The organism is Streptomyces sp. NPDC050806 (assembly GCF_055586425.1).
Genome location: NZ_JBVJIF010000007.1, coordinates 1 through 22,910, shown reverse-complemented (window position 1 = coordinate 22,910; position 22,910 = coordinate 1). Strand labels below are relative to the sequence as shown.

Below are 22,910 nucleotides of genomic sequence, written 5' to 3'. Positions count from 1 at the left end.
GTACGAGCGGTGCGCCACCGGGCACTGGAAGGCGACCTTAGCGCCAGTACGGGCCCGTACGGAATGGCGAACAACACGCCGCCAGGGGCATATACCGGGGTGGGGAAGCGTTTTGGCCGTCCCCGGGAGAAATGCGGAATGACGAACATCACCCCCGGGCACACGCTGGGCTACCGGACGGTGACGGGTTTGTTCCCGGCCGGATGCCGGAATCGCCGGGCGGCCACGGCACGCACGCGCCGCGATACGGCGCGTCGACTCAGGCCTTCGCGTCCGGCCGTACGACGCCCAGAATCCGCATGGAACCGGCCCCCGTGATCGTCACCTGCCGGCCGGGCCGCGGGGCGTGCACGATCGCCCCGTCGCCGAGGTACATCCCCACGTGGCTGGCGTCCTCGTGATAGATGATCAGGTCGCCGGGGCGCATGTCGTCGATGCCGATACGGCGCAGCTGCCGCCATTGTTCCTGCGAGGTGCGCGGAATGCTCCGGCCGGCCGCTTCCCACGCCCGCATGGTGAGTCCGGAGCAGTCGAAGGTGTCCGGGCCCTCCGCGCCCCATACGTAATTCTTGCCGATCTGCGCGGTGGCATAGGAAATGGCCTTTTTCCCCTGTGCGGACGCGTCCCCGCCGATCTCCCGCAGAATTCCGGAGTCCAGCCATTTCGTCTGCGCACGGTGGGCCCGGTCCTCTTCCAGCTTCTTCAGCCGCTCCTTTTCCTCGGCCTTCAGCTGTGACTCGATCCGCTCGGCGGCGTCGATCTTCTTCTCGATGTCCTTCTTCGCCGCGGCCTTCTTCTTGCGTTCCTTCTCCAGCCTGTCCCAGCGCTCGGTGGCGTCCTGGGCATAGCCCTGCAGGTCGTGCTCGGTCCGCGCCAGTTGCCCCAGTACGGTCCGGACCGCGTGCTGTCCCTTGCGGGCGAGCGTGGCGTTGTCGAGGAACCCCTCCGGGTCCTTGTTCAGCATCAGCTTCGCCTCGGCGGGCAGCCCGCCGCCCCGGTACTGCGCGCTGGCCAGCGAGCCGGCCCGCTTCTTGAGCTGCTCGCGCCGCTCCTGGGTGCTGACGATGTTCTTCGCCAGCTTCACGATCTCCTTCTGCTGACGTTCGACCTGCTCCTTGGCGCCGTTGTAGGCGTCGGTGGCCCGCTCGGCCCGGCGGTAGAGGTCGTCGATGCGCTTGCGTACGTCCTCCAGGTCCCGCTTGCCGTCGGGGGCCGGATCGGCGTACGCCGCCGGGGCCGGGCCCACCAGGAGGCCCGCCGCGCACAGCACCACGGCCGCGCGGGCCACCGCCGCGCCACGTCCCACGTTCCGCCGTTCCACCGGGCTCACGGGCCACCTCCGGTCACTCGCCGTACGCGTCGTCCGGGCGCGAGCGCTCCGCCCTGGGGCGGGGCTCAGCCGCGGATGCTGCCATACCGGCCGGTAATGCAGAAGGGCGCCGCACCTACTACTTCCGGGAGATCACCACCGGGCCCGGTACGCACCGGGCAATACCGGCCGCACCCGTCCGACGGCCGAGGTTCACCCCTCGTTCACTCTCTTCCATCGACGCCTTCACCTGATCTGCCTAATTTCAGCCTTACCGAGTGCGCGTCGTGCCCCGGAGGCGGACGCCGCACCGCATAGCTGGACACCTCTCATCTGATTCATTTCACGGCCCAGCACGCCACTGACCACGGCGGGCCCCAGGAAGGAACCTTCGACAGTGAAGCTTCAGCGCAAGAACCGGGTTCGCGCCCTCGCGGTTGGCGCTCTCGCCGTCTCCGGAGCCCTGGCCCTCTCGGCGTGCGGCTCGGACGACACGACGGGCGGCCCCGGCGCCTCGTCCGCGAAGGCCGCGAACATCAAGTGCGACGGCAAGGGCAAGCTGCTCGCGTCCGGCTCCTCGGCACAGAAGAACGCCATGGACGTCTGGGTGCAGAACTACTCCGGTGCCTGCAAGGACACCGAGATCAACTACCAGCCCACGGGCTCCGGTGCCGGCATCACCACGTTCCTCCAGGGCCAGACCGCCTTCGCGGGGTCCGACTCGGCGCTCAAGCCCGAGGAGGTCGCCAAGTCCAAGAAGATCTGCAAGGGCGGCGAGGCGATCAACCTGCCGATGGTCGGCGGCCCGATCGCGGTCGGCTACAACGTCCCGGGCGTGGACAACCTCGTGCTGGACGCCGAGACCCTCGGCAAGATCTTCGACTCGAAGATCACCAACTGGAACGACCCGGCGATCAAGAAGCTGAACCCGGGCGTCAAGCTGCCGGACCTGAAGATCCAGGCGTTCCACCGCTCGGACGACTCCGGCACCACCGACAACTTCACCAAGTACCTCAAGGGCGCCGCGCCCAAGGCGTGGCCGCACGAGCCCGCGAAGACCTGGGAGGGCAAGGGCGGCCAGGCGGCCTCCGGCTCCTCCGGCGTCTCCTCGCAGGTCAAGCAGACCAGCGGCGCGATCTCCTACTTCGAGCTGTCCTACGCGACGGCCGGCAAGATCGACACGGTCAAGCTGAACACCGGCGCCCAGAAGCCCGTCGAGGCCGACGTGGAGAACGCCTCCAAGGCGATCGCCGAGGCCAAGCAGGTCGGCGAGGGCAACGACCTGGCCCTGGACCTGAACTACACCACCAAGGCCGAGGGCGCGTACCCGATCACGCTGGTGACGTACGAGATCGCCTGCGACAAGGGCAACAAGGCCGAGACCCTGCCCGCCACCAAGTCCTTCCTGACCTACCTCGCCAGCGAGGACGGCCAGAAGACCCTCAAGGAGCAGGGCTACGCGCCGCTGCCCACCGAGATCGCCGACAAGGTCCGCAAGGCCGTCTCGTCGCTCTCCTGACCCACCGGGCGGCGGCCGGCGCACGACGCGCAGGCCGCCGCCCGTCCGGTGCACCGCCGCCTGGAGCCCACCGGCTCCGCAGACCGGAGAAACCCATGGATACCTCAGCGATACCCCAGAACCCACCCCCCGCAGCGCCCGCAGAGCCCTCCGCGGTCAGCGGCAAGTCCGTACGCCCCGGTGACCGGATCTTCCTCGGTCTCTCGCGCGGCTCCGGCATCGCGCTGCTGGTGATCATGGCCGCCATCGCGGCCTTCCTCACCTACCGCTCGGTCCTCGCCATCCAGGGCGACAAGGCCAACTTCTTCACCACCTTCGAGTGGGACCCCAGCGGCGCCGAGCCGAAGTTCGGCATCGCCGTCCTCGCCTTCGGCACCGTCGTCAGCTCGATCATCGCGATGGTCATCGCGGTCCCCGTAGCGGTCGGCATCGCGCTGTTCATCTCGCACTACGCGCCGCGCAAGCTGGCCTCGCCGCTGGGCTACGTCATCGACCTGCTCGCCGCGGTCCCCAGCATCATCTACGGCCTGTGGGGCGCCCTCTTCCTCGTCCCGCACCTGAGCGGCCTGTACAGCTGGCTGGACGACTACCTCGGCTGGACCGGGATCTTCAGCTACTCCCAGGGCGCCGCGCGCTCGCTGTTCACCGTCGGCATCCTGCTGGCGATCATGATCCTGCCGATCGTCACCAGCGTCAGCCGCGAGGTCTTCCTCCAGGTGCCCAAGATGCACGAGGAGGCCGCGCTCGCCCTCGGCGCCACCCGCTGGGAGGTCATCCGCATGTCGGTACTGCCCTTCGGCCGCTCCGGCATCATCAGCGCCTCGATGCTGGGCCTGGGCCGCGCGCTCGGCGAGACCATGGCCGTCGCCACGGTCCTCTCCCCCAGCTTCCTCATCGGGCTCAGCCTGCTGGACCCGGGCGGCGGCACGTTCGCCCAGAACATCGCCAGCAAGTTCAGTGAGGCGGACACCTTCGGCCAGGACGCGCTGATCGCCTCCGGCCTCGTCCTCTTCGTCATCACCCTGCTGGTCAACGGCGCGGCCCGCCTGATCATCGCCCGCCGCAAGGAGTACTCGGGGGCCAACGCATGAGCAACGTCATCACCGAGAAGCGCCCCGTGGCGGACAGCGCGCCGCTGCCCCCCGTCTCCCTCCGGCAGGCCCGGCTGCCGCGCTGGTCGCCGCCGGTCTTCGCGCTCGCCGCGCTCGCCGCTGGCGTCGGCATCGGACTGGGCGCCGGCCTGGACAGCAAGATCCAGTGGGGCCTGATCGCCGCACTGCTCTTCATCGCCGGCACGTACGCGGTCGCCGCGAAGGTCGAGGGCGCCCGGCAGGCCAAGGACCGGCTGGCCACCAGCCTGGTCTGGATCGCCTTCCTGCTCGCCGTCCTCCCGCTCGCCTCGCTCATCTGGGAGACCGTCGCCCGCGGCAGCAAGGTCCTGGACGGCTACTTCCTCTCCCACTCGATGGGCACCCTGCCGGACGCCATGGTCGGCGGCGGCATCAACCACGCGATCACCGGCACCCTGCAGCAGGTCGGCCTGGCCACCCTGATCGCCGCGCCGATCGGCCTGCTCACCGCGATCTACCTGGTCGAGTACGGGCGCGGCAGGCTCGCCAAGGCCGTCACCTTCTTCGTCGACGTCATGACGGGCGTCCCCTCGATCGTCGCCGGCCTCTTCGTCCTGTCGGTGTGGATCCTGATCCTCGGCTTCGGCCCCTCCGGCTTCGCCGGCGCCATGGCCCTGGCCATCCTGATGATGCCGGTCGTGGTCCGCTCCACGGAGGAGATGCTCAAGCTGGTACCGAACGAGCTGCGCGAGGCCTCCCTCGCCCTCGGCGTACCGAAGTGGCGCACCATCCTCAAGGTCGTCCTGCCCACCTCCATCGGCGGCATCACCACCGGCGTCATGCTGGCCATCGCCCGCATCACCGGCGAGACGGCCCCGGTGCTGCTCCTGGTGTGGGGCGCCAAGACGATCAACAGCAACCCCTTCGAAGGCGCTCAGCAGTCCCTGCCGCTGTACGTGTACCAGCAGTGGCAGCAGGGCTCCGACGCGAGCTACGACCGCGCCTGGGCCGCGGCCCTCGTCCTCATCGCCTTCGTCATGATCCTCAACCTGGTGGCCCGCGGCATCGCCCGCTGGAAGGCCCCCAAGACCGGCCGTTAAGGCACCCGATGATGCGGCTCCGCCGAATCGGGGCCACCAGAAAGAAGCAGTGATTCCCATGGCCAAGCGAATCGACATCAGCGGCCTCTCCGCCTTCTACGGCAGCCACAAGGCCATCGACGACATCTCCATGACCGTCGAGCCCCGCTCGGTGACGGCCTTCATCGGCCCCTCCGGCTGCGGCAAGTCCACCTTCCTGCGGACCCTGAACCGCATGCACGAGGTCACCCCCGGCGGCCGCGTGGAGGGCAAGGTGCTGCTGGACGACGAGAACCTCTACGGCTCGGGCGTCGACCCGGTCGCCGTCCGCCGCACCGTCGGCATGGTCTTCCAGCGCCCCAACCCGTTCCCCACCATGTCGATCTTCGACAACGTGGCGGCCGGCCTGCGGCTGAACGGCGCGGTGAAGAAGAAGTCCGAGCTGAACGACGTCGTCGAGAAGTCCCTCAAGGGCGCCAACCTCTGGAACGAGGTCAAGGACCGGCTGAACAAGCCCGGCTCCGGCCTCTCCGGCGGTCAGCAGCAGCGCCTCTGCATCGCCCGCGCCATCGCGGTCGAGCCGCAGGTCCTGCTGATGGACGAGCCCTGCTCCGCACTCGACCCGATCTCCACCCTCGCCATCGAGGACCTGATCGGGGAGCTCAAGGAGCGCTTCACGATCGTCATCGTCACGCACAACATGCAGCAGGCGGCGCGCGTCTCGGACCGTACGGCGTTCTTCAACCTGTCCGCCGTCGGCCAGCCCGGCAAGCTCATCGAGGTCGACGAGACCGAGCGGATCTTCTCCAACCCCTCGGTCCAGGACACCGAGGACTACATCTCCGGCCGCTTCGGCTGAGTCGTCGCCGCCCCGGCGGCACGGCGACCGGCAAACCGAGTGTCCTGTGGTGCTGCATGGCGGTGCCACCACGGGACGGAGGGCCCGCCCCCCGGGAACGGGGGCGGGCCCTCATCGTGTCTGCGCGCTTTCACCCGCGCTCGGCGGGCCGGCTCGCTCAGCCGAACGCCAGGTTCACCACCCAGTACGAGGCGGCGGCCACCGCGCCGGCCGCCGGCATGGTGATGAACCAGCCCAGGATGATGTTCTTGGCGACGCCCCAGCGGACCGCGCTGACCCGCTTGGTCGCGCCCACGCCCATGATCGCGGAGGTGATCACATGGGTGGTCGAGATCGGCGCGTGGAAGATGAACGCGGTGCTGAACATGATCGACGCACCGGTCGCCTCGGCAGCGAAGCCCTGCGGCGGGTCCAGCTCGATGATCTTGCGGCCGAGCGTACGCATGATGCGCCAGCCGCCCGCGTACGTACCGAGCGACAGCATCGCGGCACAGGCGATCTTCACCCAGATCGGGATCGGGTCGCCCTGGCCCTCGACACCGCCGATGACCAGCGCCATCACCACGATGCCCATCGTCTTCTGGGCGTCCTGGAGACCGTGGCCGAGCGCCATGCCCGCCGCCGAGACCGTCTGCGCGATACGGAAGCCGCGCTTGGCCTTGTGCGGGTTGGCGCCCTTGAACATCCACAGGATGGCGACCATGACGAAGTAGCCGACGATCAGGCCGACCAGCGGCGACAGGAACATCGGGAGGACGATCTTCTCCCAGACGCCCGACCAGTAGACGACGGAGGAGCCGGCGAGCGCCGCGCCCACCATGCCGCCGAAGAGCGCATGGGAGGAGGACGAGGGCAGACCGAAGTACCACGTGATCATGTTCCACGCGATGGCGCCCACCAGAGCCGAGAAGAGGATCATCATCCCCTGCTTGCCGCTGGGCGTCTCGATCAGGCCCTCACTGACGGTCTTGGCGACCCCGCTGCCCAGGAAGGCACCGGCGAGGTTCATCACCGCCGCCATCGCGAGCGCGGCCCGCGGCGTCAGCGCACGCGTCGAGACCGAGGTCGCGATCGCGTTCGCGGAGTCGTGAAAGCCGTTCGTGTACGTGAATCCGAGCGCGACCGCGATGGTCACGACGAGCGCGAAGGTGTCCATGGCCGGGGCTCAGGACTCCTTCACCGCGATGGTTTCGACGGTGTTCGCCACGTGCTCGAACGCGTCGGCCGCCTCTTCGAGGATGTCCACGATCTGCTTGAGCTTGAGCACCTCGATGGCGTCGTACTTGCCGTTGAAGAGGTGCGCCAGCAGCTTGCGGTGGATCTGGTCGGCCTGGTTCTCCAGCCGGTTGACCTCGATCCAGTACTCGGTGAGGTTCGACATCGTCCGCAGGTTCGGCATGGCCTCGGCGGTCAGCTCGGCCGCCCGCGCCAGGACCTCGATCTGCTGGTCGACGCCCTTGGGGAGTTCCTCGACGTTGTAGAGGACGACCAGGTCGACGGCCTCTTCCATGAAGTCCATGATGTCGTCGAGCGACGAGGCGAGGTTGTAGATGTCCTCGCGGTCGAACGGCGTGATGAACGAGGAGTTCAACTGGTGGAAGACCGCGTGGGTGGCGTCGTCCCCCGCGTGCTCCGCCGCTCGCATCCTCTCGGCGATCTCTGCCCGCGCGGAGGCGTCCGCCCCGAGCAGTTCCATCAGGAGCTTGGAGCCCGTGACGATGTTGTCCGCGGAGGCGGCGAACATGTCGTAGAAGCTCGTCTCCCTGGGGGTCAGACGAAAGCGCACGTGAAATCCTCGGGGTGCATCGGATTCGGTCGAGTTGATGCTAGGCGCATCATCCAGCCACTGCTAACCGGCATTACCTCAGTGTCGCCCATCGGGCAGCATGCTCTGCACGGGGTACCTGCCCCGCGAGGTGCGCGGGGTACCTCTCTCGCGCGCGAAATTCTGTAACATATACCCACCAGGGGTATATGAACCGGCTACGTACCAGGGGAGAAGCCCATGCCGACCACGGACTCCGAGACCGATGGCACCACCGCTGCCGCCGGGTCCTGCCACGGCGCGGAGCCGCAGGGCGACCCTCAGGCCGTGACAAATCATGACCTGGGCATCCATGGGTACGCACACCAGAAGGACGCCCACATCAAGCGGCTGCGCCGCATCGAGGGGCAGATCAGGGGCCTCCAGCGGATGCTGGAGGAGGACGTCTACTGCATCGACATACTCACCCAGGTCTCGGCCAGCACGAAGGGCCTGCAGTCCTTCGGCCTGCAGCTTCTCGAGGAGCACCTGCGGCACTGCGTCGCCGACGCGGCCGTGAAGGGCCCCGAGGCGATCGACGAGAAGGTCAAGGAAGCGACCAGGGCGATCGAGCGCATGCTGCGCACCTGACCCGCGTCGCCGGCCGGCCGGAGCGGGGCAGGGTCAGGGCCCCGGTTGCTGGTCCGGTCGTGCGGGTGAGTGATCCGGCGTGACGAATTCCACGCCGGGGCCGCGGCCGAAAACGGACGTTCGTCACGGCCGGTCGGCGGTCGCGGAGCGCTGTCGCGCCTCCGCCGCGGTCCTTCTTTCGCCACGGTCCGCGCTCACGTCCAGTACCTCGTCGATCCGGTCCGGACTGAGGCGGTCCTCGGGGGACGTCGCCGCCGCGATCATCAACTCACCAGCCAGATCGATCTCGATGAGGGCCACGTGGTCCTGAGTCGTCTGACTGCGGTGCGGCGCCACGTACAACACCTCCTCCTTCGAGGCCCATGCCACTCTTCTGGCGGTTACCGCCAAGGGTAGGGACGGGCGCACACCCCGCGCATGGCACGGATGGACCATTTACGCCGACCTGCCGGACCGGTTTTGCGGGGCCGGTCGCGCAGTCGCACGGCCGGGCGGCGGCCGCTCTCCCGGCGCCGTCAGCCGCTGCCGGGCGCCGCGACCCGGCCCGTGTAGATGTCCTCGCGGTGCGGCAGCTCGACCGGCGCCCCGGCCCCGAAGCGGCCGTACCCGACCGTCGACGTCACCTCCGTGCCGCGCGGCGAGCCGTTGGCGAAGGAGAACCGGTACTGCACCTTGCGCAGCCGCCCCGCCTCGTCCAGATACGCGTCGAAGGGGACCACGTCGGTGGTGAAGCCCTTCTCGGCCGCGGTCAGCGAGGGCCCCATGCCCTTCGAGGCGGCGTCGGCGGCCACCCCGATGTCGGCCGTGCCCCGGTAGTGGCGCACCCGCTCGCCCCGCAGCCGCTTCTCGCCCTCGTACGTCGCCCGGCGGGTGCCGCGCAGCAGCTCCGCCGCCGCCATCGGATCGGTCGCGCCGCCGGTGACGAGATTGCCGTCGGACAGCGCGGTGGTGTCCACCCGCACCCACTTGTCGGCGGGCACCCCGGCGCCGCGGTTCTTCATGTAGAGCGCGCCGGGCGCGAAGATCTCCGTGATCGGCTTGCGCAGCCGGCCGTCCGGGCCCGCCGGCTCCGGCAGCACCAGCCGCAGCCGGCCGGTGCCGCGGCGGTAGTCGTAGTGGCCGGTGCCGCTGATGGCGACGCGGGTGCCGCCGCTGGTGGTCTCCAGCGACGTACGGACCTCGGAGGTGGCCGCGCGCACCAAGGCGTCGGCGGCCTGCCGGAGCGTCACCGAGGGGGGCGGGCCCGCGGGAGCGTCATCGGCGGCGGCGCCGTCCGTCGTACATCCCGATGCCAGCAGGCCGGCCCCGAGCGCCAGTCCCGCCGCCGTGGCGGCGGCGACGGCTCCGCCGATCCGTCTGTCCTGCACCACCATCGCGCACGGGCCCCCTGCCGGTGTCGCGCCGCCGTCCCGCCGCCGCGTGGCGCGGCCGGCATCGGGCAACCATTTCGTTCAACGACCGTTCATCTGGCCCGTCACGCCCGCCCGGTACAACCGGCAGTAGCGTGGTCGTGTGCCGTACCTGACCCAGGACCCGCAGCAGACCGCCGAACCCGACAGCGCCGGCAGCGGCGCGAGCGGGGGCCACCGCACCTCCACCGTCGAGCGCGGCGCCTTCTGTCTGGCCCGCTGCAACTGCGGCTGGTCGGGCCCCGCCCGCCGCGCGCGCTCCCAGGCCCGCACGGACGCCGACCGGCACATCGCCGGCGACCGCTGACCCGGGGCCACCACCAGCCGCTGACCTGAGACACCGGGGCAAAGCACCCCGCAGGCCCCCGAAACACCCGCCGTCACCGCCCGCGCCCTTCCCCGGCGGAACCCGTAGCCCCACTTCCGCATCTGGCTGGGCGGAAGGCATCGGGAAAGCGCCTCGGGCGCTGTTCGGCAAGGGGGCGGCCGTGAGGCGGCGCACAATTCTGCAGGCGGGCGGCGGGCTCGCGGCGACCACGGCGGCCTGGTTCGCCGCGGGCGGTACGGGAGCGGGCCACGCGGCCGCGAAGACGTCCGGGACGTCCTGGGACGCGCTCCGCAAGGGCCTGGACGGCCGGCTGATACGGCCGGGCGACGCCGCGTACGCCACCGCGCGCCGCCTCTACAACACCCGCTTCGACACCCTGAAGCCGTCGGCCGTGGCCTATGTGAAGCACGCCGGGGACATAGCGGAGTGCCTGGCCTTCGCCCGCCGGAACGGCACACCCGTCGCCATACGCAACGGCGGCCACTCCTACGCGGGCTGGTCCAGCGGCGACAACCGCCTGATCGTCGACGTCTCCGCGCTGTCCAAGGTCGCCGCGCCGTCCGGCGGCACCACCCGCATCGGGGCCGGCGCCAAGCTCATCGACGTCTACGAGGGCCTGGGCAAGCACGGCGTGACCATCCCGGGCGGCTCCTGCCCGACCGTCGGCGTCTCCGGCCTGACCCTCGGCGGCGGTCATGGCGTCGTCTCCCGCGCGTACGGCCTGACCTGCGACAGCCTCGTCGGCGCGACGCTCGTCACGGCGGCCGGGAAGACCCTGCACTGCGACGCGAAGGAGCACGCCGACCTCTTCTGGGCGCTGCGCGGCGCGGGCAACGGCAACTTCGGCGTGGTCACCGAGCTGCGCTTCCGTACGCACAAGGCGCCGGACGCGGTCATGGCGTACCTGACCTGGCCGTGGTCCAAGGCGGCCGCCGTGCTGCGCTCCTGGCAGGAGTGGGGCCCGGACCAGGCCGACGAGATCTGGTCCAGCTGCCACCTGGACGCCCGGCCCGGCGCCACCCCGACCGTCTCCGTCGCCGCGTTCTCGCTCGGCTCGTACCGCGATCTCCAGAACGCCGTCGACAAGCTCGCCGACCGCGCGGGCGGCCCCGGCCCCGCGTCCTCCGTCTCGCTCAAGCCGAAGGCGTACCTGGACGCCATGGAGGCGTACGCGGGCTGCGCCTCGAAGACCACCGCCCAGTGCCACCAGCCGGGCAGCACCCCCGGGCGGAACCCGGCCGGGCAGCTGGGCCGGGAGACCTACGCGGCCCGCTCCGACTTCTTCGACCGCTCGCTCGGCGCGGCCGGCATCCGTACGGTCCTGGACCAGATCGAGCGCGCGGGCCGCAACGGCGTCAACGGCAACGTCGCCTTCACCGCCCTGGGCGGCGCGATCAACCGCGTACGGCCGACCGCCACCGCCTTCGTGCACCGCCGCTCGCGGTTCCTCGCGCAGTACCTCGCCTCCTGGACGCCCGGCGGCACGGGCAAGGCCCAGAACGCCTGGCTGGCCGGAATGCACACCGCGATGCGCCGGTACGCCTCGGGCGCCGCCTACCAGAACTACGCCGACCCGGCCCTGAAGGACTGGAAGAAGGCGTACTACGGGGCAGCCGCCGGCCGGCTGGCCGAGGTGAAGCAGACGTACGACCCCAAGCACCTGTTCCGGACGTTCCCGCAGGCGCTGTAGCGACGTGGGGTCCACGGCCCACCGCGGGCCGTGGACTCCCGGAAGGCACGGCGCGGACCGGCGCCCGGGGCTTCCGGAGCGCGGCGCCCGGCCGGCGTGGGGGCGGATACGCGTCGGCCCCGCCCGGTGTCCGGGCGGGGCCGAGGCGCGGATCGTCCGTCGGGGGACGGGACCGTCAGGCCGCGAGGTCCTTGTCGCGGTTCACGCGGCCGTCGCGCGGCGCGCCCGGCGGTTCCGGAAACCCGTCGGGGCCCCCGGCCCCGACGGCACCGGCCGCCCCCGCGGGCCCGAACGCGTCCGTCACAGCCGCGCCGTCCCCCTCGCCCGCTCCGCCCGCGTGTGCCGTCCCCACGCGGGGCACCTGGACCAGCGCCCCGATACGGGAGGCCGCGATCGCCTTCATCAGCGGCACCAGCAGCGCCTGGGCCAGCGGCGCGAAGAGCAGCGCGACCGCCGTGCCCAGCGCGAATCCGCCGATGACGTCCGTCGGGTAGTGCACCCCCATGTAGACCCGGCACAGCCCTTCGAGCAGCGCGAGCGCGATGCCCACCAGCCCGAACTTGCGGTGCGCGATGAAGATGCCGACGCCGACGGCCATGGTGAGCGTGGCGTGGTCGCTCACGAACGAGAAGTCGTTCTTGCCCTCCACCAGGACCTGCAGGCCCGTGTGGTCCTTGAAGGGACGCGGCCGGGCCACGAACTCCCGGATCGGGATGTTGGCCAGCAGCGCGATACCGGCCGCCAGCGGTGCCCAGACCAGGCCCGCCACCGCGGCGGGCGCGTCGGACTTCTTGCGGGCACCCCACCAGGCGACCAGACAGAGGATCGCCAGCCCGGCGATGATGCCGTACTCGCCGACGTACTCCATCACCTGGTCGAACCAGTGCGGAGCGTCCTTGGCGAGGCCGTTGACCTCATAGAGCAGGCCAACGTCGGGGTTCGACCCGTCCAGTGCGAGTCCAGCCATGTGCCGGGGCCCCTAACCTTTCACGCGCGCGAGCGCCATCCGAGTGCTGCCAACCCCCGTGGTCGTCGAGCAGTGCCGTGCCGGCCGCGTCATCGTCAGCCCGCTCCGCAGTGCCTCTCACACCCACTCCAAGGAAACGTCATGCACCCGCACGACGTTCCACTTTCCACCGGATGATCACCAGGACGTTATCGAAGCTTGACTCATCGCCGCAGCTCAGGCCCCATGTTCACGCAGCGTTCCTATGGGGGAGCGCTTTTGCGCCATCTTCGGTCACGCGAGTGGCGCCGATGTAGTCAGGGGTGTCGATCTTGTCGAATCTGATCACCGCACCCGTGTACGGAGCGTTGATCATGTAGCCGCCGCCCACATAGATGCCCACGTGGTGGATCGATCTCGGGTCGTTCAGGTTGTGGGCGAAGAACACCAGGTCGCCGGGGAGCAGTTCCTCGCGCTTCGGGTGCGGCCCGGCGTTCCACTGGTCGTTCGCGACACGGGGCAGCTCGATGCCGACCGTCTTGAAAGCGGCCTTGGTCAGACCCGAGCAGTCGAACCGGCCGCCCTGGTCCGCCGTTCCGTTGCCGCCCCAGAGGTACGGCGTGCCGAGCTTCTTCTGTGCGTAGTAGATCGCGCCGGCGGCCTGCTGCGAGGGCTCCACGTTCTGGACCGGCGCCTCGAAGCTCTTCGCGAGGGTCGTGATGACCTTGACGTAATTCTGCGTCTCCCGGTACGGCGGGACGCCGTCGTACTGGATGACCCGGTAGGCGCCCGCGTTGTACGCCGCCAGCATGTTGTGCGTGGCGTCCCCGGGGACGTTCTTCACGTACTTGGCCAGTTCGCAGTCGTACGAGGCGGCCGACGCGATCGCGTCCACCGGGTCCCAGACGTCCTTGTCGCCGTCGCCGTCACCGTCGACGCCGTGCGTGGCCCACGTGCCGGGAATGAACTGGGCGAGCCCCTGCGCCGCCGCCGGACTCTGCGCCTTGGGGTTCCAGCCGCTCTCCTGGTACAACTGCGCGGCCAGCAGCGCCGGGTTGATCGCGGGACAGAGCGCACCCCACTTCTGCACATGCGCCTGGTACGCCGCCGGCACCGAACCCTTGGCCAGGCCGACGGCCCGCCCCGCGGCGCCGCCGATACCGCCGGCCGCGGCGTACGTACCGATGATCAGTAGCGCGAGAAAGCCGGCACCGAGGCCCGCGCCGATCCCCGTTCCCACCCAGACCTTGCGCACTGCGCCCCTCACCCCCACATCGATCCCCGTCAGGCTACCGACGAACCGTGCACCTGTCCGCCCCGTCTCACGCCACGGGTACCGCGCGACGCCGACAGCCCTTCAGCGGTCCACCGGCCGCGCTTCGCCCCCCGCGTTGACCCCAGGTCAGCGACGTCCCTCCCCTTGCGCCGACCGCGCTGCGTGTTCGCTTCCCGCCTCAATATTGCTCAGAGTGACGGAGCATGGTACACACGGTGAGAATAATGGGCCCTGTGGGCGACGCACGCACCCCTGCTCCCGCCGCCCACACGGGATCCGCCAAAGTTTGACGCCAAGTCGACATCGTCACGGGCAATCGTCAGCGAAGATAGAGACTGGCCGTGCCATGTGGTACGGGAGACAACTACCCAATTGGGGCGGTGAGTTCACAAATGTTCATTGCGGCCGAAAAGGGCGACATCACCACCATTATCGGCGGAATCGCCCCGGACTGGGGCCCGTTCGGGAGCCTGGGCAACGAGGCCCGTGTGATGGTCGAAGTGGTGATGGCGGTGGCCATCCTGCTCTGCCTCGGCATCGCGATCTGGGGCGCGGCGAAGCAGCGCATCGGCGCCACGGCCCTCCGCGACACCTTCAGCGCCGAACAGGGCAAGGGCCTGATCGTCGCCGGCCTGACCGGCGTCTTCATCATCGGGTCACTGGGCACCCTCTTCACCATCGTCTACGGCATGGCGGTCTAGCAGGCCGAACCGTCCCCTCCGCCGGGCCGCGCGGCCGCCGCCGTACGCCTGCCCGCCGTGCCCCGACCCGTACATCCGTCGTACGCCCGTGCGTACGCCCCGCCCGTCCGTCCACGCGCCCACCGCGCGCTCTACCGCGCCGTGCCCAGGCTCACGTCCCATGGTTGTCGTCTGTGCGCGGCCGCCACACCTGGCCCATATCCCTGTCCGAGGCCACATGCTGATGCCCACTCCGCCCACTCGTCCGCAGCCCGCTCCGCACCAGCCGTGCAGTTGTCCACAGGCGATGCGGACGGGTTCGCCGTTCCGTCACAGTGGGGTGTACTCGTATCAGGACGACCGGGCCGCCTCCCACGCGGCTACGGTCGTACCCGGGTTGCGGCAAGGCGACGGCGAAGACGGCAGCGATGCCGGTTGAGGGGGCACAGGCACCATGAGTCTCGGTGACGACGGAGCGTACGGCGGCGGGGAGTACAGCGGCCAGGGCCCCGGCCAGACGCGTACCAGACTTCCCGGCGGCGAGGGCGACGTGTACGGCTCCGGCCGCCGGCCCCGCGGCGGCATGTCCAGCCGCAACCTCGTCACGATCGTCGGCGTGGTCGTGCTGCTCATCGCCGCCATCGCCTTCGCCAACCGCGGCGGCTCCGGCTCCGGTTCGGACTCCGCCGACGGCGACTCCGGCGCCCCGGCCGCCCAGCCCACCGCCCCGACGGGCCAACGCCCCGTCTCCGGCAAGAACCCCGACACCCCCACCATCCCCTCCGGCTTCCCCAAATCCGAACAGGGCGCCCAATCAGCGGCGGCGAACTACGCGGTGGCGCTGGGGTCCAGTGAGATGTTCAAGGAAGAGAGCCGGAAGAGGATCGTGCGGTCGATCCATGACCCCGCGGTCGTCGACAGACTCGAGAACACCCTGGACAAGGCCTACTCCCCGGCATTCCTCAAGAATGTCGGTCTCAACGCCGACGGTTCCGCACCCAAGGATTTCACCTTCGTCTCGCGCACCGTTCCCGTAGGCACCAAGGTCTCGAGCCTCAAGGGCGACTCCGCGACCGTGGAGGTGTGGTGCACAGGCCTCGTAGGCCTGGCGGGCGAGGGATCCACCGACCCCGTGTCCGACACATGGTTCACGATCACGCAGAAGCTTCGGTGGATCGACGGCGACTGGAAGATCGAAACGTCCCAGCAGGAAGAAGGCCCGGCCCCCGTCTCCGGCGACGTGCGCGCGTCCGGCGCCAAGGAGATCACGGATGCTGTCGAGGGTTACGGAGGATTCACGTATGCCAGGTAACAGCCGCCGCCGTGCCTTCTCGCTCACCGCGGTACTGCTCAGCATTCAGACGACCGTCGTCCTCCAGGCGTCACGCGTGTTCGCCGAGCCTTCGCCCACACCGAGCGAAGACCCCTGCGACCAGATCATCGGCCAGGCCAAGGAGTACTGCGAGAAGGGGGACAAGGCCAGTGGCACCACTCGCACCCCCGGTGGTCTGACCGACAGCAACCCCCTAGACCCCCTCCAGTCCCTCGCCAAGGGGTGTGCCGATGCCGCGGCGTGGATCGTCACCAAGCTGTCCGACGCCGTGAAGGCGACCTCGCAGGTCGACTTCACGAACGCCGCGTTCCTGCGGCAGTACGCCGTCGTCTTCGCCGCCTCCACGATCCTCACGCTCGTGCTCTGGCTGCTCGCCGTCGCCAAGCGCGCCGTACGCGGCGTACGCCTCACCGAGGCGATCAGTGAGGCGGTCGGGTTCCTGTGGCTCACCGTCCTCGCCTCCGCCTTCACCCCCCTGATCCTCTACACCGTCGTCTCCGCCACCGACGGCGTCACCGAGATCATCGCCAAGGGGACAGGGGCCCAGACCGACATCTTCTTCGGGGCGTTCTCCGAAGCCCTGAAGAAGGGCACGGACATCGGCGGCGGCCCGATCATGCTGATCGTCGTCGCGCTCGTCTCCGTGCTCGCCGCCGGCATCCTCTGGCTCGAACTGGTCATCCGCGCCGCCCTGCTCTACGTCGGCGCCCTGCTCGGCACGGTCGTCTACGCCGGCCTCGTCGACAAGAACATGTGGGGCCACGTCCGCCGCTGGGCCGGCATCATGATCGCCGTGATCATGGTGAAACCGGTCATCGTGATCGTGCTGGGCATCGCCGGCGCGCTCTCCTCCGAGAAGGGCCCCGACTCCTTCTCCGCCGTCGTCTCCGGCCTCGCCATCATCGTGCTCGCCATCTTCGCGAGCGCCATGATCTACCGCTTCGTCCCCGGCTTCGGCGACGAAATCATGGCGGCCCGCACCAACAAGAAGGCCGCGACCGACGGCAGCCAGGCCGCGGCGCTCGTCTCCTCCCCCGCCGCCCTCGTCTCGCAGGGCATCAAGACCCACAGCTCCCGTGGCAGCGGCGGCAACACCGGCGACACGGGGAACAGCAGCGGCGGCCAGTCCCGCCCGGCCGACGCCGTGGCCGGCGGCCTCGCCGCGCACAGCTCACGCGGCGGCTCCGGCACCGCCGGCCCGCCCGCGCCCCGTACGGGCCCCGGCCCGCGTCCCGGCGCGGCCTCGGGCGGTTCCGTCCGCACCGGCAAGACAGCAGGAGGTGATGGGCGTTGAGCACCCAGTCCCACCCGATCACGCCCCGACGCACGTATCTCATCGGCCGCGCCCGGCCCAACGCGGTCATCGGCAAGAACCGCGAGACCGGCGAGATCGGGCTGATCATCGCGGGCGCGTTCCTCGGGATGATGTGCGGCCTGCTGGTGCCCGTCCTGCCGCTGCGCATCGTGACGCTCACCGGCTTCCCGCTGATCGCGCTGGCCGCCGTGTACGTCCCGTACCGCGGCCGGACGTTCTACAAATGGTTCGAGATCAACCGCAGCTACAAGCGGACACTGCGCCAGGGCGCGACGTACCGCTCCGGCACCCAGGAGGCGGGCATCAGCATGGACGGCCGTGAGGTCGAGATCGGCCCGCCGCCCGGCATCGGCCGCATCAACTGGCTCTCCGCGCCCTTCGGCCCGGACGAGATCGCCGTACTGCTGCACGCCGACCGGCGTACGGTCACCGCGGCCATAGAGATCGAGGGGCCCGGCGTCGGCCTGCGCGACAGCGAGGACCAGGAGGCCCTGGTCGACCGCTTCGGGACGCTGCTCAAGCACGTCGCGAACGGCGACGGGTTCGTCACCCGCCTCCAGATGCTGGCCCGTACGCTCCCCGCCGACCCGGACGCGCACGCCAAGGACGTCGCCCAGCGCGGCGACCGGACCTCCCCCCAGTGGCTGCAGGACTCCTACGACCAGCTGCAGTCCATGGTCTCCACCTCGTCCGAGCAGCACCGCGCGTACCTCGTCGCCTGCATGCACTACAACCGCGAGCTGGCCACCGAGGCCGAGACCATGGCCCGCGCGGCGCGTATGCACAACGGCGGGCTGCTGCGGAAGCGCCTGGACAAGGACGCGGGCCTCGCCGTGGTCATGGCCCGCGAGCTGACCGACATCTGCGCCCGCCTCGCCGAGGCCGACATCCGGGTGCGCCAGCCCCTCGGCCAGGCCCGGCTCGCCTCCCTCGTGCACTCCATGTACGACCCGGACCACCCCATCGACCACATCCAGGCGATGAGCAAGCGCAACGCCTGGCCGGCCGAGCTGGACGCCATGGAGCCCACCTACCTCCAGGCCAAGACGCGCGAGTCCATGACGCGCGCGCCCTGGTGCCACGCCACCGCGTGGGTCAAGGAGTGGCCGCTGACCCCGGTCGGCGTCAACTTCCTGGCCCCGCTGCTCGTCCACACCCCCGACGTCATCCGCACCGTCGCCGTCACCATGGACCTCGAACCGACCGAGGTGGCGATCGAGCGCATGCTGACCGAGAAGACCAACGACGACGCGGAAGCCAGCCGCGCCGCCAAGATGAACCGCGTGGTGGACCCGCGCGACGTGGCCCACCACGGACGCGTCGACCAGCGCGGCGAGGACCTGGCGTCCGGCGCGGCCGGGGTGAACATCGTCGGGTACATCACCGTCTCGTCCCGTTCGCCCGAGGCGCTGGCCCGTGACAAGCGGACCATCCGCGCCTCGGCCGGCAAGTCCTACCTCAAGCTGGAGTGGTGCGACCGCGAGCACCACCGGGCCTTCGTCAACACGCTTCCGTTCGCGACCGGGATCCGCCGCTAAGCCGCTGGGAGGCGCGTACGTCATGGCCATGCTCGATCCGCTCGCCGCGATCACCGAGGCCTTCACCAGCTTCCTCTTCGGGAAGGTGGAGACGACCAGGCTGCCCGTACGGACCTCCACCGGGCAGGCCCAGGCCGTCTATCTGCCCACCGCCGCACCAGGACTGGGCGACTCCGGCGTGATCATCGGCCGCGAGGTGTACAGCGGCAAGGGATACATCTACGACCCCTTCCAGCTGTACGGCCAGCAGCTGCCGGCCCCGCACTGGCTCGTCCTCGGCGAGTCCGGCAACGGCAAGTCCGCGCTGGAGAAGACCTACGTCCTGCGCCAGCTCCGGTTCCGCGACCGCCAGGTCGTGGTGCTCGACGCACAGGGCGAGGACGGCGTCGGCGAGTGGAATCTCATCGCCGAACAGCTCGGCATAACCCCGATCCGGCTGGACCCCACAGCGGCCCTGAACGGCGGCATCCGCCTCAACCCGCTGGACCCGTCGATCACCACCACCGGCCAGCTGGCGCTGCTCCGTACGATCATCGAGGTGGCCATGGGCCACGGCCTCGACGAGCGCTCCGGCTTCGCCCTCAAGGTCGCGCACGCCGCTGTACTCAACGGGTTCGGCTCCGCCGAGGGCGACGACACCAGCACCGACCGCCAGCCGGTCCTCACCGACATCGTCGAGCAACTCCGCCATCCCAAGCCGGAGTCCGCCGAGGCGATGAACGTCGACCTGGACGACGTACGGGCCTGGGGCCTGGACGTCGCCCTCGTGCTGGACCGCCTCGTCGACGGTGACCTCCGCGGCATGTTCGACGGCCCGACGACCGCGGGCATCGACCTCGACGCGCCGCTGATCGTCTTCGACCTCTCCCACATCGACCGCAACTCCATCGCGATGCCGATCCTGATGGCGATCGTGGGCGTCTGGCTGGAGCACACCTGGATCCGCCCCGACCGGAAGAAACGGATCTTCCTGGTCGAGGAGGCCTGGCACATCATCAACTCCCCGTTCGTCGCCCAGCTCTTCCAGCGCCTGCTGAAGTTCGGCCGCCGGCTCGGCCTCTCCTTCGTCGCCGTCGTCCACCACCTCAGCGACGTGGTCGACGGCGCGGCGGCGCGAGAGGCGGCAGCCATCCTCAAGATGGCGTCGACCAGGACCATCTACGCCCAGAAGGCCGACGAGGCACGGGCCACCGGACGCGTACTGGGGCTGCCACGCTGGGCGGTGGAGATCATCCCCACCCTCACCCCCGGCATCGCGGTCTGGGACGTCAACGGCAACGTCCAGGTCGTCAAGCACCTGATCACCGAGGCCGAACGCCCGCTGGTCTACACCGACCGCGCCATGACCGAGTCCTCCATCGCCGACGCGTCGGCGCAGCCCACGGAGGAGGCCCGCGCCCTGGAACGCGCCGCGGACGCCGAGGCCGAAGCACGCGCCGAGGCCATGGCCATGGCACGCCAGCTCAGCAACGAGTCGAGCGAAACGGTGGCGTGAGGGCCTCCAAGGCCTCATTGGCCTCTTTGGTCCCGGACGGACAGTACGGCAGCACGAAGGACGGGTCGGTGGCGTGAGCGGCGACGGGTACGACCGGTACGACCGGCAGGGGCAGGCATACGGAGAACACGGCCCCGGCGGACCGGGCCGGGACGGCGGGTCCGGGCCCCGGCGACGGGAGCGCGGCGTCCCCGACTCCCTGCTCGTCGGCGTACTGGCCTTCCTCCTCGGCCTGACCGTGCTGGTCTGGCTCGCCACGGGCCTCTCCGGCCTCTTCGCCCACGGCGGCTGGCCCGACCACCTGACCTTCACGCGCACCCCCCTCGCGATGCGCGAACTGGTCACCGAGCCGCACGACCTGGCCGGCGCCTGGCCCGCCACCCCGGCCGGCCAGCTCTCCGGCTACGGCCTCTTCTGGGGCGTCCTCATCAGCGAGCTGATGGTCCTGGTCGTCCTCACCGTCTTCGTACTGGGCACGGTCACCCGCTTCCGCGCGGTACGCGCCCAGCGCCGAGCGGAACGGAACGCCGCCCAGCGACGCGTGACCGGCGAGCGCACCGAGAGCGCTCAGCGCCCCGTACCGATGACCAAGGAACCGCAGGCAGGGCAGACACCGCCCGCCACGGCGCCCGCGCCCGCCCCCTCCGCGACAGTTGCTCCTGCCCCTGCCTCTGCCCCTGTCTCAGAGGGGGCGGAGGCCATCGTGGGTAGCGGCACGACGGCCGCAGCTGCCGCCTCCGGCCCCACGGCCGCACCGGCGCCGCAGCAGGCCGCAGACGCCCGTACAGACGTTCCCGCACCGGCCGCTCCCGCGGAGTCCCGTACGAGCACCCCCGCCCCTGGTGCCCTCGACGCCGCCGGCACGTCCGCCGCGGCTGGCGCGGCAAGGGATGCAGGCGCGGCAGGAGCGATCACCGCGCTCGGGGCGGCCGGTACCGCCGCGACAGCCCCTCCCCCCACCCTCGTCGGCGGAGGCAGCGTCACCGAGGCGGCTGCCGGCGCCGCGCTCCCCTGCGTCCACTACCACCACCGCACGGAGCGCCCCGCTGCCCGCGCCGCCGCGCTCGACGTGATCAACGCCGCCGAGGGCCCGCTCCTCGTAGCGACGACCGACCCGACCCTCTGGGCCGAGACCAAGGACGCACGGGCAAAACTCGGGCCGTTGCACGTCTACGACCCGCTGCACGCCCTCGACACCCCCGCCCGCCTCCGCTGGTCCCCCACCGCGGGCTGCGCGGACATCGCCATCGCCGGTACGCGCGCCGCCGCGCTCCTCGCACCCGTACGCCCCGCCAGCACGCTCGACTCCGCTCTCGCCGACGCCGCAGAAACGCTGCTGCGCTGCTGGCTGCACGCGGCCGCCGTGGACGGCCGGCCCTTCCGGCAGATCCACCGCTGGGCACAGGGCAGCGGCGCCGCCCACGAACCCGTACGCATCCTCCGTACGAACTCCAAGGCGGCGTCCGGCCGGGCCGGCGAGCTGGAGTCCGTGCTGACCGCGCATCCCGAACGCCGCGACATGGCCCAGCAGTTGGTCGCCCGCGCGCTGGCCGCCCTGTCCTCCGTCCACATCCGGGACGCGTGCAATCCAGGGCGAGCTGATGGCCTCGCCCTCGAATCATTTGTCGGCGAAGGGGGAACGCTTTATGTTGTGGGCGAGTCCATCGAGGACCCGCGCACGACGCCGGGTGCGATGCCGCTGCTCACCGCACTCGTTTCAAGCGTGGTCGAGCGCGGCCGCCGCATGGCCGAACGGTCATCTGACGGTCGCCTCGACCCACCACTCACCCTCGTCCTCGACGACATCGCGGCGCTCGCCCCCCTGCCGGCCCTTCCCGAGCTCATCGCCTCGGGCGCCACGCAAGGCCTGCTGACGCTCGCTACGCTCCGCTCCCCCGAACAGGCCCGCGCTCGCTGGCCCGACGCCGCACTGCCGGTCTGAGCCCCGGGCCGCCCGGCTCACCGGACCGGTCGGCTCACGGCGTCCGCTTGCGTACGTACTCCCATATCGTCCCCGTGGCGTCCTCCTCGGTCTCGCCGGTGCGTACGAACCCCTGGGCTTCGTACAGCCGTTGCGCGCGGACGTTCCGCTCATGCACCGACAGGAAGACGCTCTCGGCTCCCGCCGGTCCGTCCGTGGCCCGCGCCGCCGCCGCTTGCAGCAACTCGGCGGCCACGCCCGTCCGCCGGTGCTCGGGGCGGACGTAGAAGCCCACCACCTTGGCCTTCGGTTGGTCGGCGGTCTCCAGGAGTACGGCCGCCATCCCGGCCCAGTTGCCGTCGGCCGCCACCGCGACGTACGTGACGACGCCGAGCCCCGACTCACTTGCCTGAGCGTTCTCCTGCCAGCGCTCGTCGGGGTACGCCGACGCCTGCGCATAGGTCGTGAGGAAGGCGATGGATGCCGCCGGGTCCGAAAGCGCCGCGAGCCGCAGCTCCTTGAGGCCGCGCCATTCGCCGGCTGTGACCGGCCTGATGTCGTATCCCATCTCCGCACACTAGACGCGGAGCCGTACGCCTTGGTCCGGAACGCAGAAAAGCCCCGCACCATACGGTGCGGGGCTTCCCCACAATGATTGTTCGGCGGCGTCCTACTCTCCCACAGGGTCCCCCCTGCAGTACCATCGGCGCTGAAAGGCTTAGCTTCCGGGTTCGAAATGTAACCGGGC

General features: G+C 70.4%; 21 protein-coding genes and 1 rRNA gene. 13 read left to right on the top strand and 9 right to left on the bottom strand.

Annotated features, from left to right (window positions below):
• Window positions 1–259: 259 nt before the first annotated feature.
• Window positions 260–1,306, bottom strand: a complete 1,047-nt coding sequence (locus ACZ6WH_RS22200) for a C40 family peptidase (protein ID WP_469730032.1) — start codon at window positions 1,304–1,306, stop codon at window positions 260–262.
• 400 nt (window positions 1,307–1,706) lie between these two features.
• On the opposite strand from ACZ6WH_RS22200, the gene pstS reads away from it, so the two are divergent.
• The 4 genes from pstS (at window position 1,707) to pstB (ending at window position 5,836) form a co-directional block, all read left to right on the top strand.
• The gene (gene pstS, locus ACZ6WH_RS22195) at window positions 1,707–2,828 is read left to right on the top strand and encodes a phosphate ABC transporter substrate-binding protein PstS (protein ID WP_432857620.1); all 1,122 of its coding nucleotides are present in this window, start codon (window positions 1,707–1,709) and stop codon (window positions 2,826–2,828) included.
• Window positions 2,829–2,923: 95 nt separating this feature from the next.
• On the top strand, window positions 2,924–3,919 hold the full coding sequence (pstC, locus tag ACZ6WH_RS22190) for a phosphate ABC transporter permease subunit PstC (protein WP_469730031.1): 996 nt from the start codon (window positions 2,924–2,926) through the stop codon (window positions 3,917–3,919).
• Window positions 3,916–4,998 carry a phosphate ABC transporter permease PstA gene (gene pstA / locus ACZ6WH_RS22185; protein WP_469730030.1) on the top strand — a complete coding sequence of 361 codons (1,083 nt, stop codon included), beginning with the start codon at window positions 3,916–3,918 and terminating at the stop codon, window positions 4,996–4,998. Before pstC ends, pstA begins: the two co-directional genes overlap by 4 nt.
• Window positions 4,999–5,056: 58 nt before the next feature.
• Window positions 5,057–5,836 (top strand): phosphate ABC transporter ATP-binding protein PstB, encoded by a 780-nt coding sequence (pstB, locus tag ACZ6WH_RS22180; protein ID WP_469730029.1) that lies wholly within the window; start codon window positions 5,057–5,059, stop codon window positions 5,834–5,836.
• A gap of 157 nt (window positions 5,837–5,993) precedes the next feature.
• On the opposite strand, the gene ACZ6WH_RS22175 is transcribed toward pstB, so the two are convergent.
• A complete protein-coding gene (locus ACZ6WH_RS22175) occupies window positions 5,994–6,992 on the bottom strand; it encodes an inorganic phosphate transporter (RefSeq protein WP_432857616.1) in 999 nt (332 codons plus the stop codon).
• Window positions 6,993–7,001: 9 nt separating this feature from the next.
• Window positions 7,002–7,622, bottom strand: a complete 621-nt coding sequence (locus ACZ6WH_RS22170; protein WP_030267458.1) for a DUF47 domain-containing protein — start codon at window positions 7,620–7,622, stop codon at window positions 7,002–7,004.
• A gap of 219 nt (window positions 7,623–7,841) precedes the next feature.
• Between ACZ6WH_RS22170 and ACZ6WH_RS22165 the strand changes: the two genes are divergently transcribed.
• A complete protein-coding gene (locus ACZ6WH_RS22165) occupies window positions 7,842–8,231 on the top strand; it encodes a metal-sensitive transcriptional regulator (RefSeq protein ID WP_469730028.1) in 390 nt (129 codons plus the stop codon).
• A gap of 123 nt (window positions 8,232–8,354) precedes the next feature.
• Here ACZ6WH_RS22165 and ACZ6WH_RS22160 read toward each other — a convergent pair whose 3' ends face one another.
• Both ACZ6WH_RS22160 and ACZ6WH_RS22155 read right to left on the bottom strand, forming a co-directional pair.
• Complete coding sequence (locus ACZ6WH_RS22160; protein WP_432857612.1) at window positions 8,355–8,567, bottom strand: hypothetical protein; 213 nt, start codon at window positions 8,565–8,567, stop codon at window positions 8,355–8,357.
• A gap of 179 nt (window positions 8,568–8,746) precedes the next feature.
• Window positions 8,747–9,604, bottom strand: coding sequence for a hypothetical protein (locus tag ACZ6WH_RS22155; RefSeq protein WP_469730027.1), 858 nt, complete (start codon window positions 9,602–9,604; stop codon window positions 8,747–8,749).
• 139 nt (window positions 9,605–9,743) lie between these two features.
• Between ACZ6WH_RS22155 and ACZ6WH_RS22150 the strand changes: the two genes are divergently transcribed.
• Both ACZ6WH_RS22150 and ACZ6WH_RS22145 read left to right on the top strand, forming a co-directional pair.
• A complete protein-coding gene (locus ACZ6WH_RS22150; protein WP_432857608.1) occupies window positions 9,744–9,947 on the top strand; it encodes a hypothetical protein in 204 nt (67 codons plus the stop codon).
• Between the two features lie 181 nt (window positions 9,948–10,128).
• Window positions 10,129–11,658 (top strand): FAD-binding oxidoreductase, encoded by a 1,530-nt coding sequence (locus ACZ6WH_RS22145; RefSeq protein WP_469730026.1) that lies wholly within the window; start codon window positions 10,129–10,131, stop codon window positions 11,656–11,658.
• A gap of 175 nt (window positions 11,659–11,833) precedes the next feature.
• Here ACZ6WH_RS22145 and ACZ6WH_RS22140 read toward each other — a convergent pair whose 3' ends face one another.
• Together ACZ6WH_RS22140 and ACZ6WH_RS22135 are read right to left on the bottom strand one after the other, a co-directional pair.
• The gene (locus ACZ6WH_RS22140; RefSeq protein WP_432857604.1) at window positions 11,834–12,625 is read right to left on the bottom strand and encodes a phosphatase PAP2 family protein; all 792 of its coding nucleotides are present in this window, start codon (window positions 12,623–12,625) and stop codon (window positions 11,834–11,836) included.
• A 229-nt stretch (window positions 12,626–12,854) separates the two neighbouring features.
• Window positions 12,855–13,859, bottom strand: a complete 1,005-nt coding sequence (locus ACZ6WH_RS22135) for a C40 family peptidase (RefSeq protein WP_469730643.1) — start codon at window positions 13,857–13,859, stop codon at window positions 12,855–12,857.
• Window positions 13,860–14,272: 413 nt separating this feature from the next.
• Between ACZ6WH_RS22135 and ACZ6WH_RS22130 the strand changes: the two genes are divergently transcribed.
• The 6 genes from ACZ6WH_RS22130 (at window position 14,273) to ACZ6WH_RS22105 (ending at window position 22,183) form a co-directional block, all read left to right on the top strand.
• The gene (locus ACZ6WH_RS22130; protein WP_031067282.1) at window positions 14,273–14,581 is read left to right on the top strand and encodes a hypothetical protein; all 309 of its coding nucleotides are present in this window, start codon (window positions 14,273–14,275) and stop codon (window positions 14,579–14,581) included.
• A 433-nt stretch (window positions 14,582–15,014) separates the two neighbouring features.
• A complete protein-coding gene (locus ACZ6WH_RS22125) occupies window positions 15,015–15,872 on the top strand; it encodes a DUF8175 domain-containg protein (RefSeq protein ID WP_469730025.1) in 858 nt (285 codons plus the stop codon).
• The gene (locus tag ACZ6WH_RS22120) at window positions 15,862–17,187 is read left to right on the top strand and encodes a hypothetical protein (RefSeq protein ID WP_469730024.1); all 1,326 of its coding nucleotides are present in this window, start codon (window positions 15,862–15,864) and stop codon (window positions 17,185–17,187) included. The genes ACZ6WH_RS22125 and ACZ6WH_RS22120 overlap by 11 nt, the downstream gene beginning before the upstream one ends.
• A complete protein-coding gene (locus tag ACZ6WH_RS22115) occupies window positions 17,184–18,746 on the top strand; it encodes an SCO6880 family protein (protein ID WP_469730023.1) in 1,563 nt (520 codons plus the stop codon). The genes ACZ6WH_RS22120 and ACZ6WH_RS22115 overlap by 4 nt, the downstream gene beginning before the upstream one ends.
• 28 nt (window positions 18,747–18,774) lie before the next feature.
• Window positions 18,775–20,241: an ATP-binding protein gene (locus ACZ6WH_RS22110; RefSeq protein ID WP_469730641.1), complete on the top strand. Its 1,467-nt coding sequence runs from the start codon at window positions 18,775–18,777 to the stop codon at window positions 20,239–20,241.
• A gap of 73 nt (window positions 20,242–20,314) precedes the next feature.
• Window positions 20,315–22,183 carry a type VI secretion protein gene (locus tag ACZ6WH_RS22105; RefSeq protein ID WP_469730022.1) on the top strand — a complete coding sequence of 623 codons (1,869 nt, stop codon included), beginning with the start codon at window positions 20,315–20,317 and terminating at the stop codon, window positions 22,181–22,183.
• A 34-nt stretch (window positions 22,184–22,217) separates the two neighbouring features.
• Here ACZ6WH_RS22105 and ACZ6WH_RS22100 read toward each other — a convergent pair whose 3' ends face one another.
• Complete coding sequence (locus ACZ6WH_RS22100; RefSeq protein WP_469730021.1) at window positions 22,218–22,730, bottom strand: GNAT family N-acetyltransferase; 513 nt, start codon at window positions 22,728–22,730, stop codon at window positions 22,218–22,220.
• 89 nt (window positions 22,731–22,819) lie between these two features.
• A 5S ribosomal RNA gene (rrf, locus tag ACZ6WH_RS22095) occupies window positions 22,820–22,910 on the bottom strand; the annotation flags it as partial.

Coding starts and splice junctions, on each gene's coding strand:
- ACZ6WH_RS22165 (WP_469730028.1), top strand. CDS start 7,842: ATGCCGACCACGGACTCCGAGACCGATGGCACCACCGCTGCCGCCGGG.
- pstB (WP_469730029.1), top strand. CDS start 5,057: ATGGCCAAGCGAATCGACATCAGCGGCCTCTCCGCCTTCTACGGCAGC.
- ACZ6WH_RS22140 (WP_432857604.1), bottom strand. CDS start 12,625: ATGGCTGGACTCGCACTGGACGGGTCGAACCCCGACGTTGGCCTGCTC.
- ACZ6WH_RS22155 (WP_469730027.1), bottom strand. CDS start 9,604: ATGGTGGTGCAGGACAGACGGATCGGCGGAGCCGTCGCCGCCGCCACG.
- ACZ6WH_RS22130 (WP_031067282.1), top strand. CDS start 14,273: ATGTTCATTGCGGCCGAAAAGGGCGACATCACCACCATTATCGGCGGA.
- ACZ6WH_RS22100 (WP_469730021.1), bottom strand. CDS start 22,730: ATGGGATACGACATCAGGCCGGTCACAGCCGGCGAATGGCGCGGCCTC.
- ACZ6WH_RS22175 (WP_432857616.1), bottom strand. CDS start 6,992: ATGGACACCTTCGCGCTCGTCGTGACCATCGCGGTCGCGCTCGGATTC.
- pstA (WP_469730030.1), top strand. CDS start 3,916: ATGAGCAACGTCATCACCGAGAAGCGCCCCGTGGCGGACAGCGCGCCG.
- ACZ6WH_RS22110 (WP_469730641.1), top strand. CDS start 18,775: ATGCTCGATCCGCTCGCCGCGATCACCGAGGCCTTCACCAGCTTCCTC.
- ACZ6WH_RS22120 (WP_469730024.1), top strand. CDS start 15,862: ATGCCAGGTAACAGCCGCCGCCGTGCCTTCTCGCTCACCGCGGTACTG.
- ACZ6WH_RS22125 (WP_469730025.1), top strand. CDS start 15,015: ATGAGTCTCGGTGACGACGGAGCGTACGGCGGCGGGGAGTACAGCGGC.
- pstC (WP_469730031.1), top strand. CDS start 2,924: ATGGATACCTCAGCGATACCCCAGAACCCACCCCCCGCAGCGCCCGCA.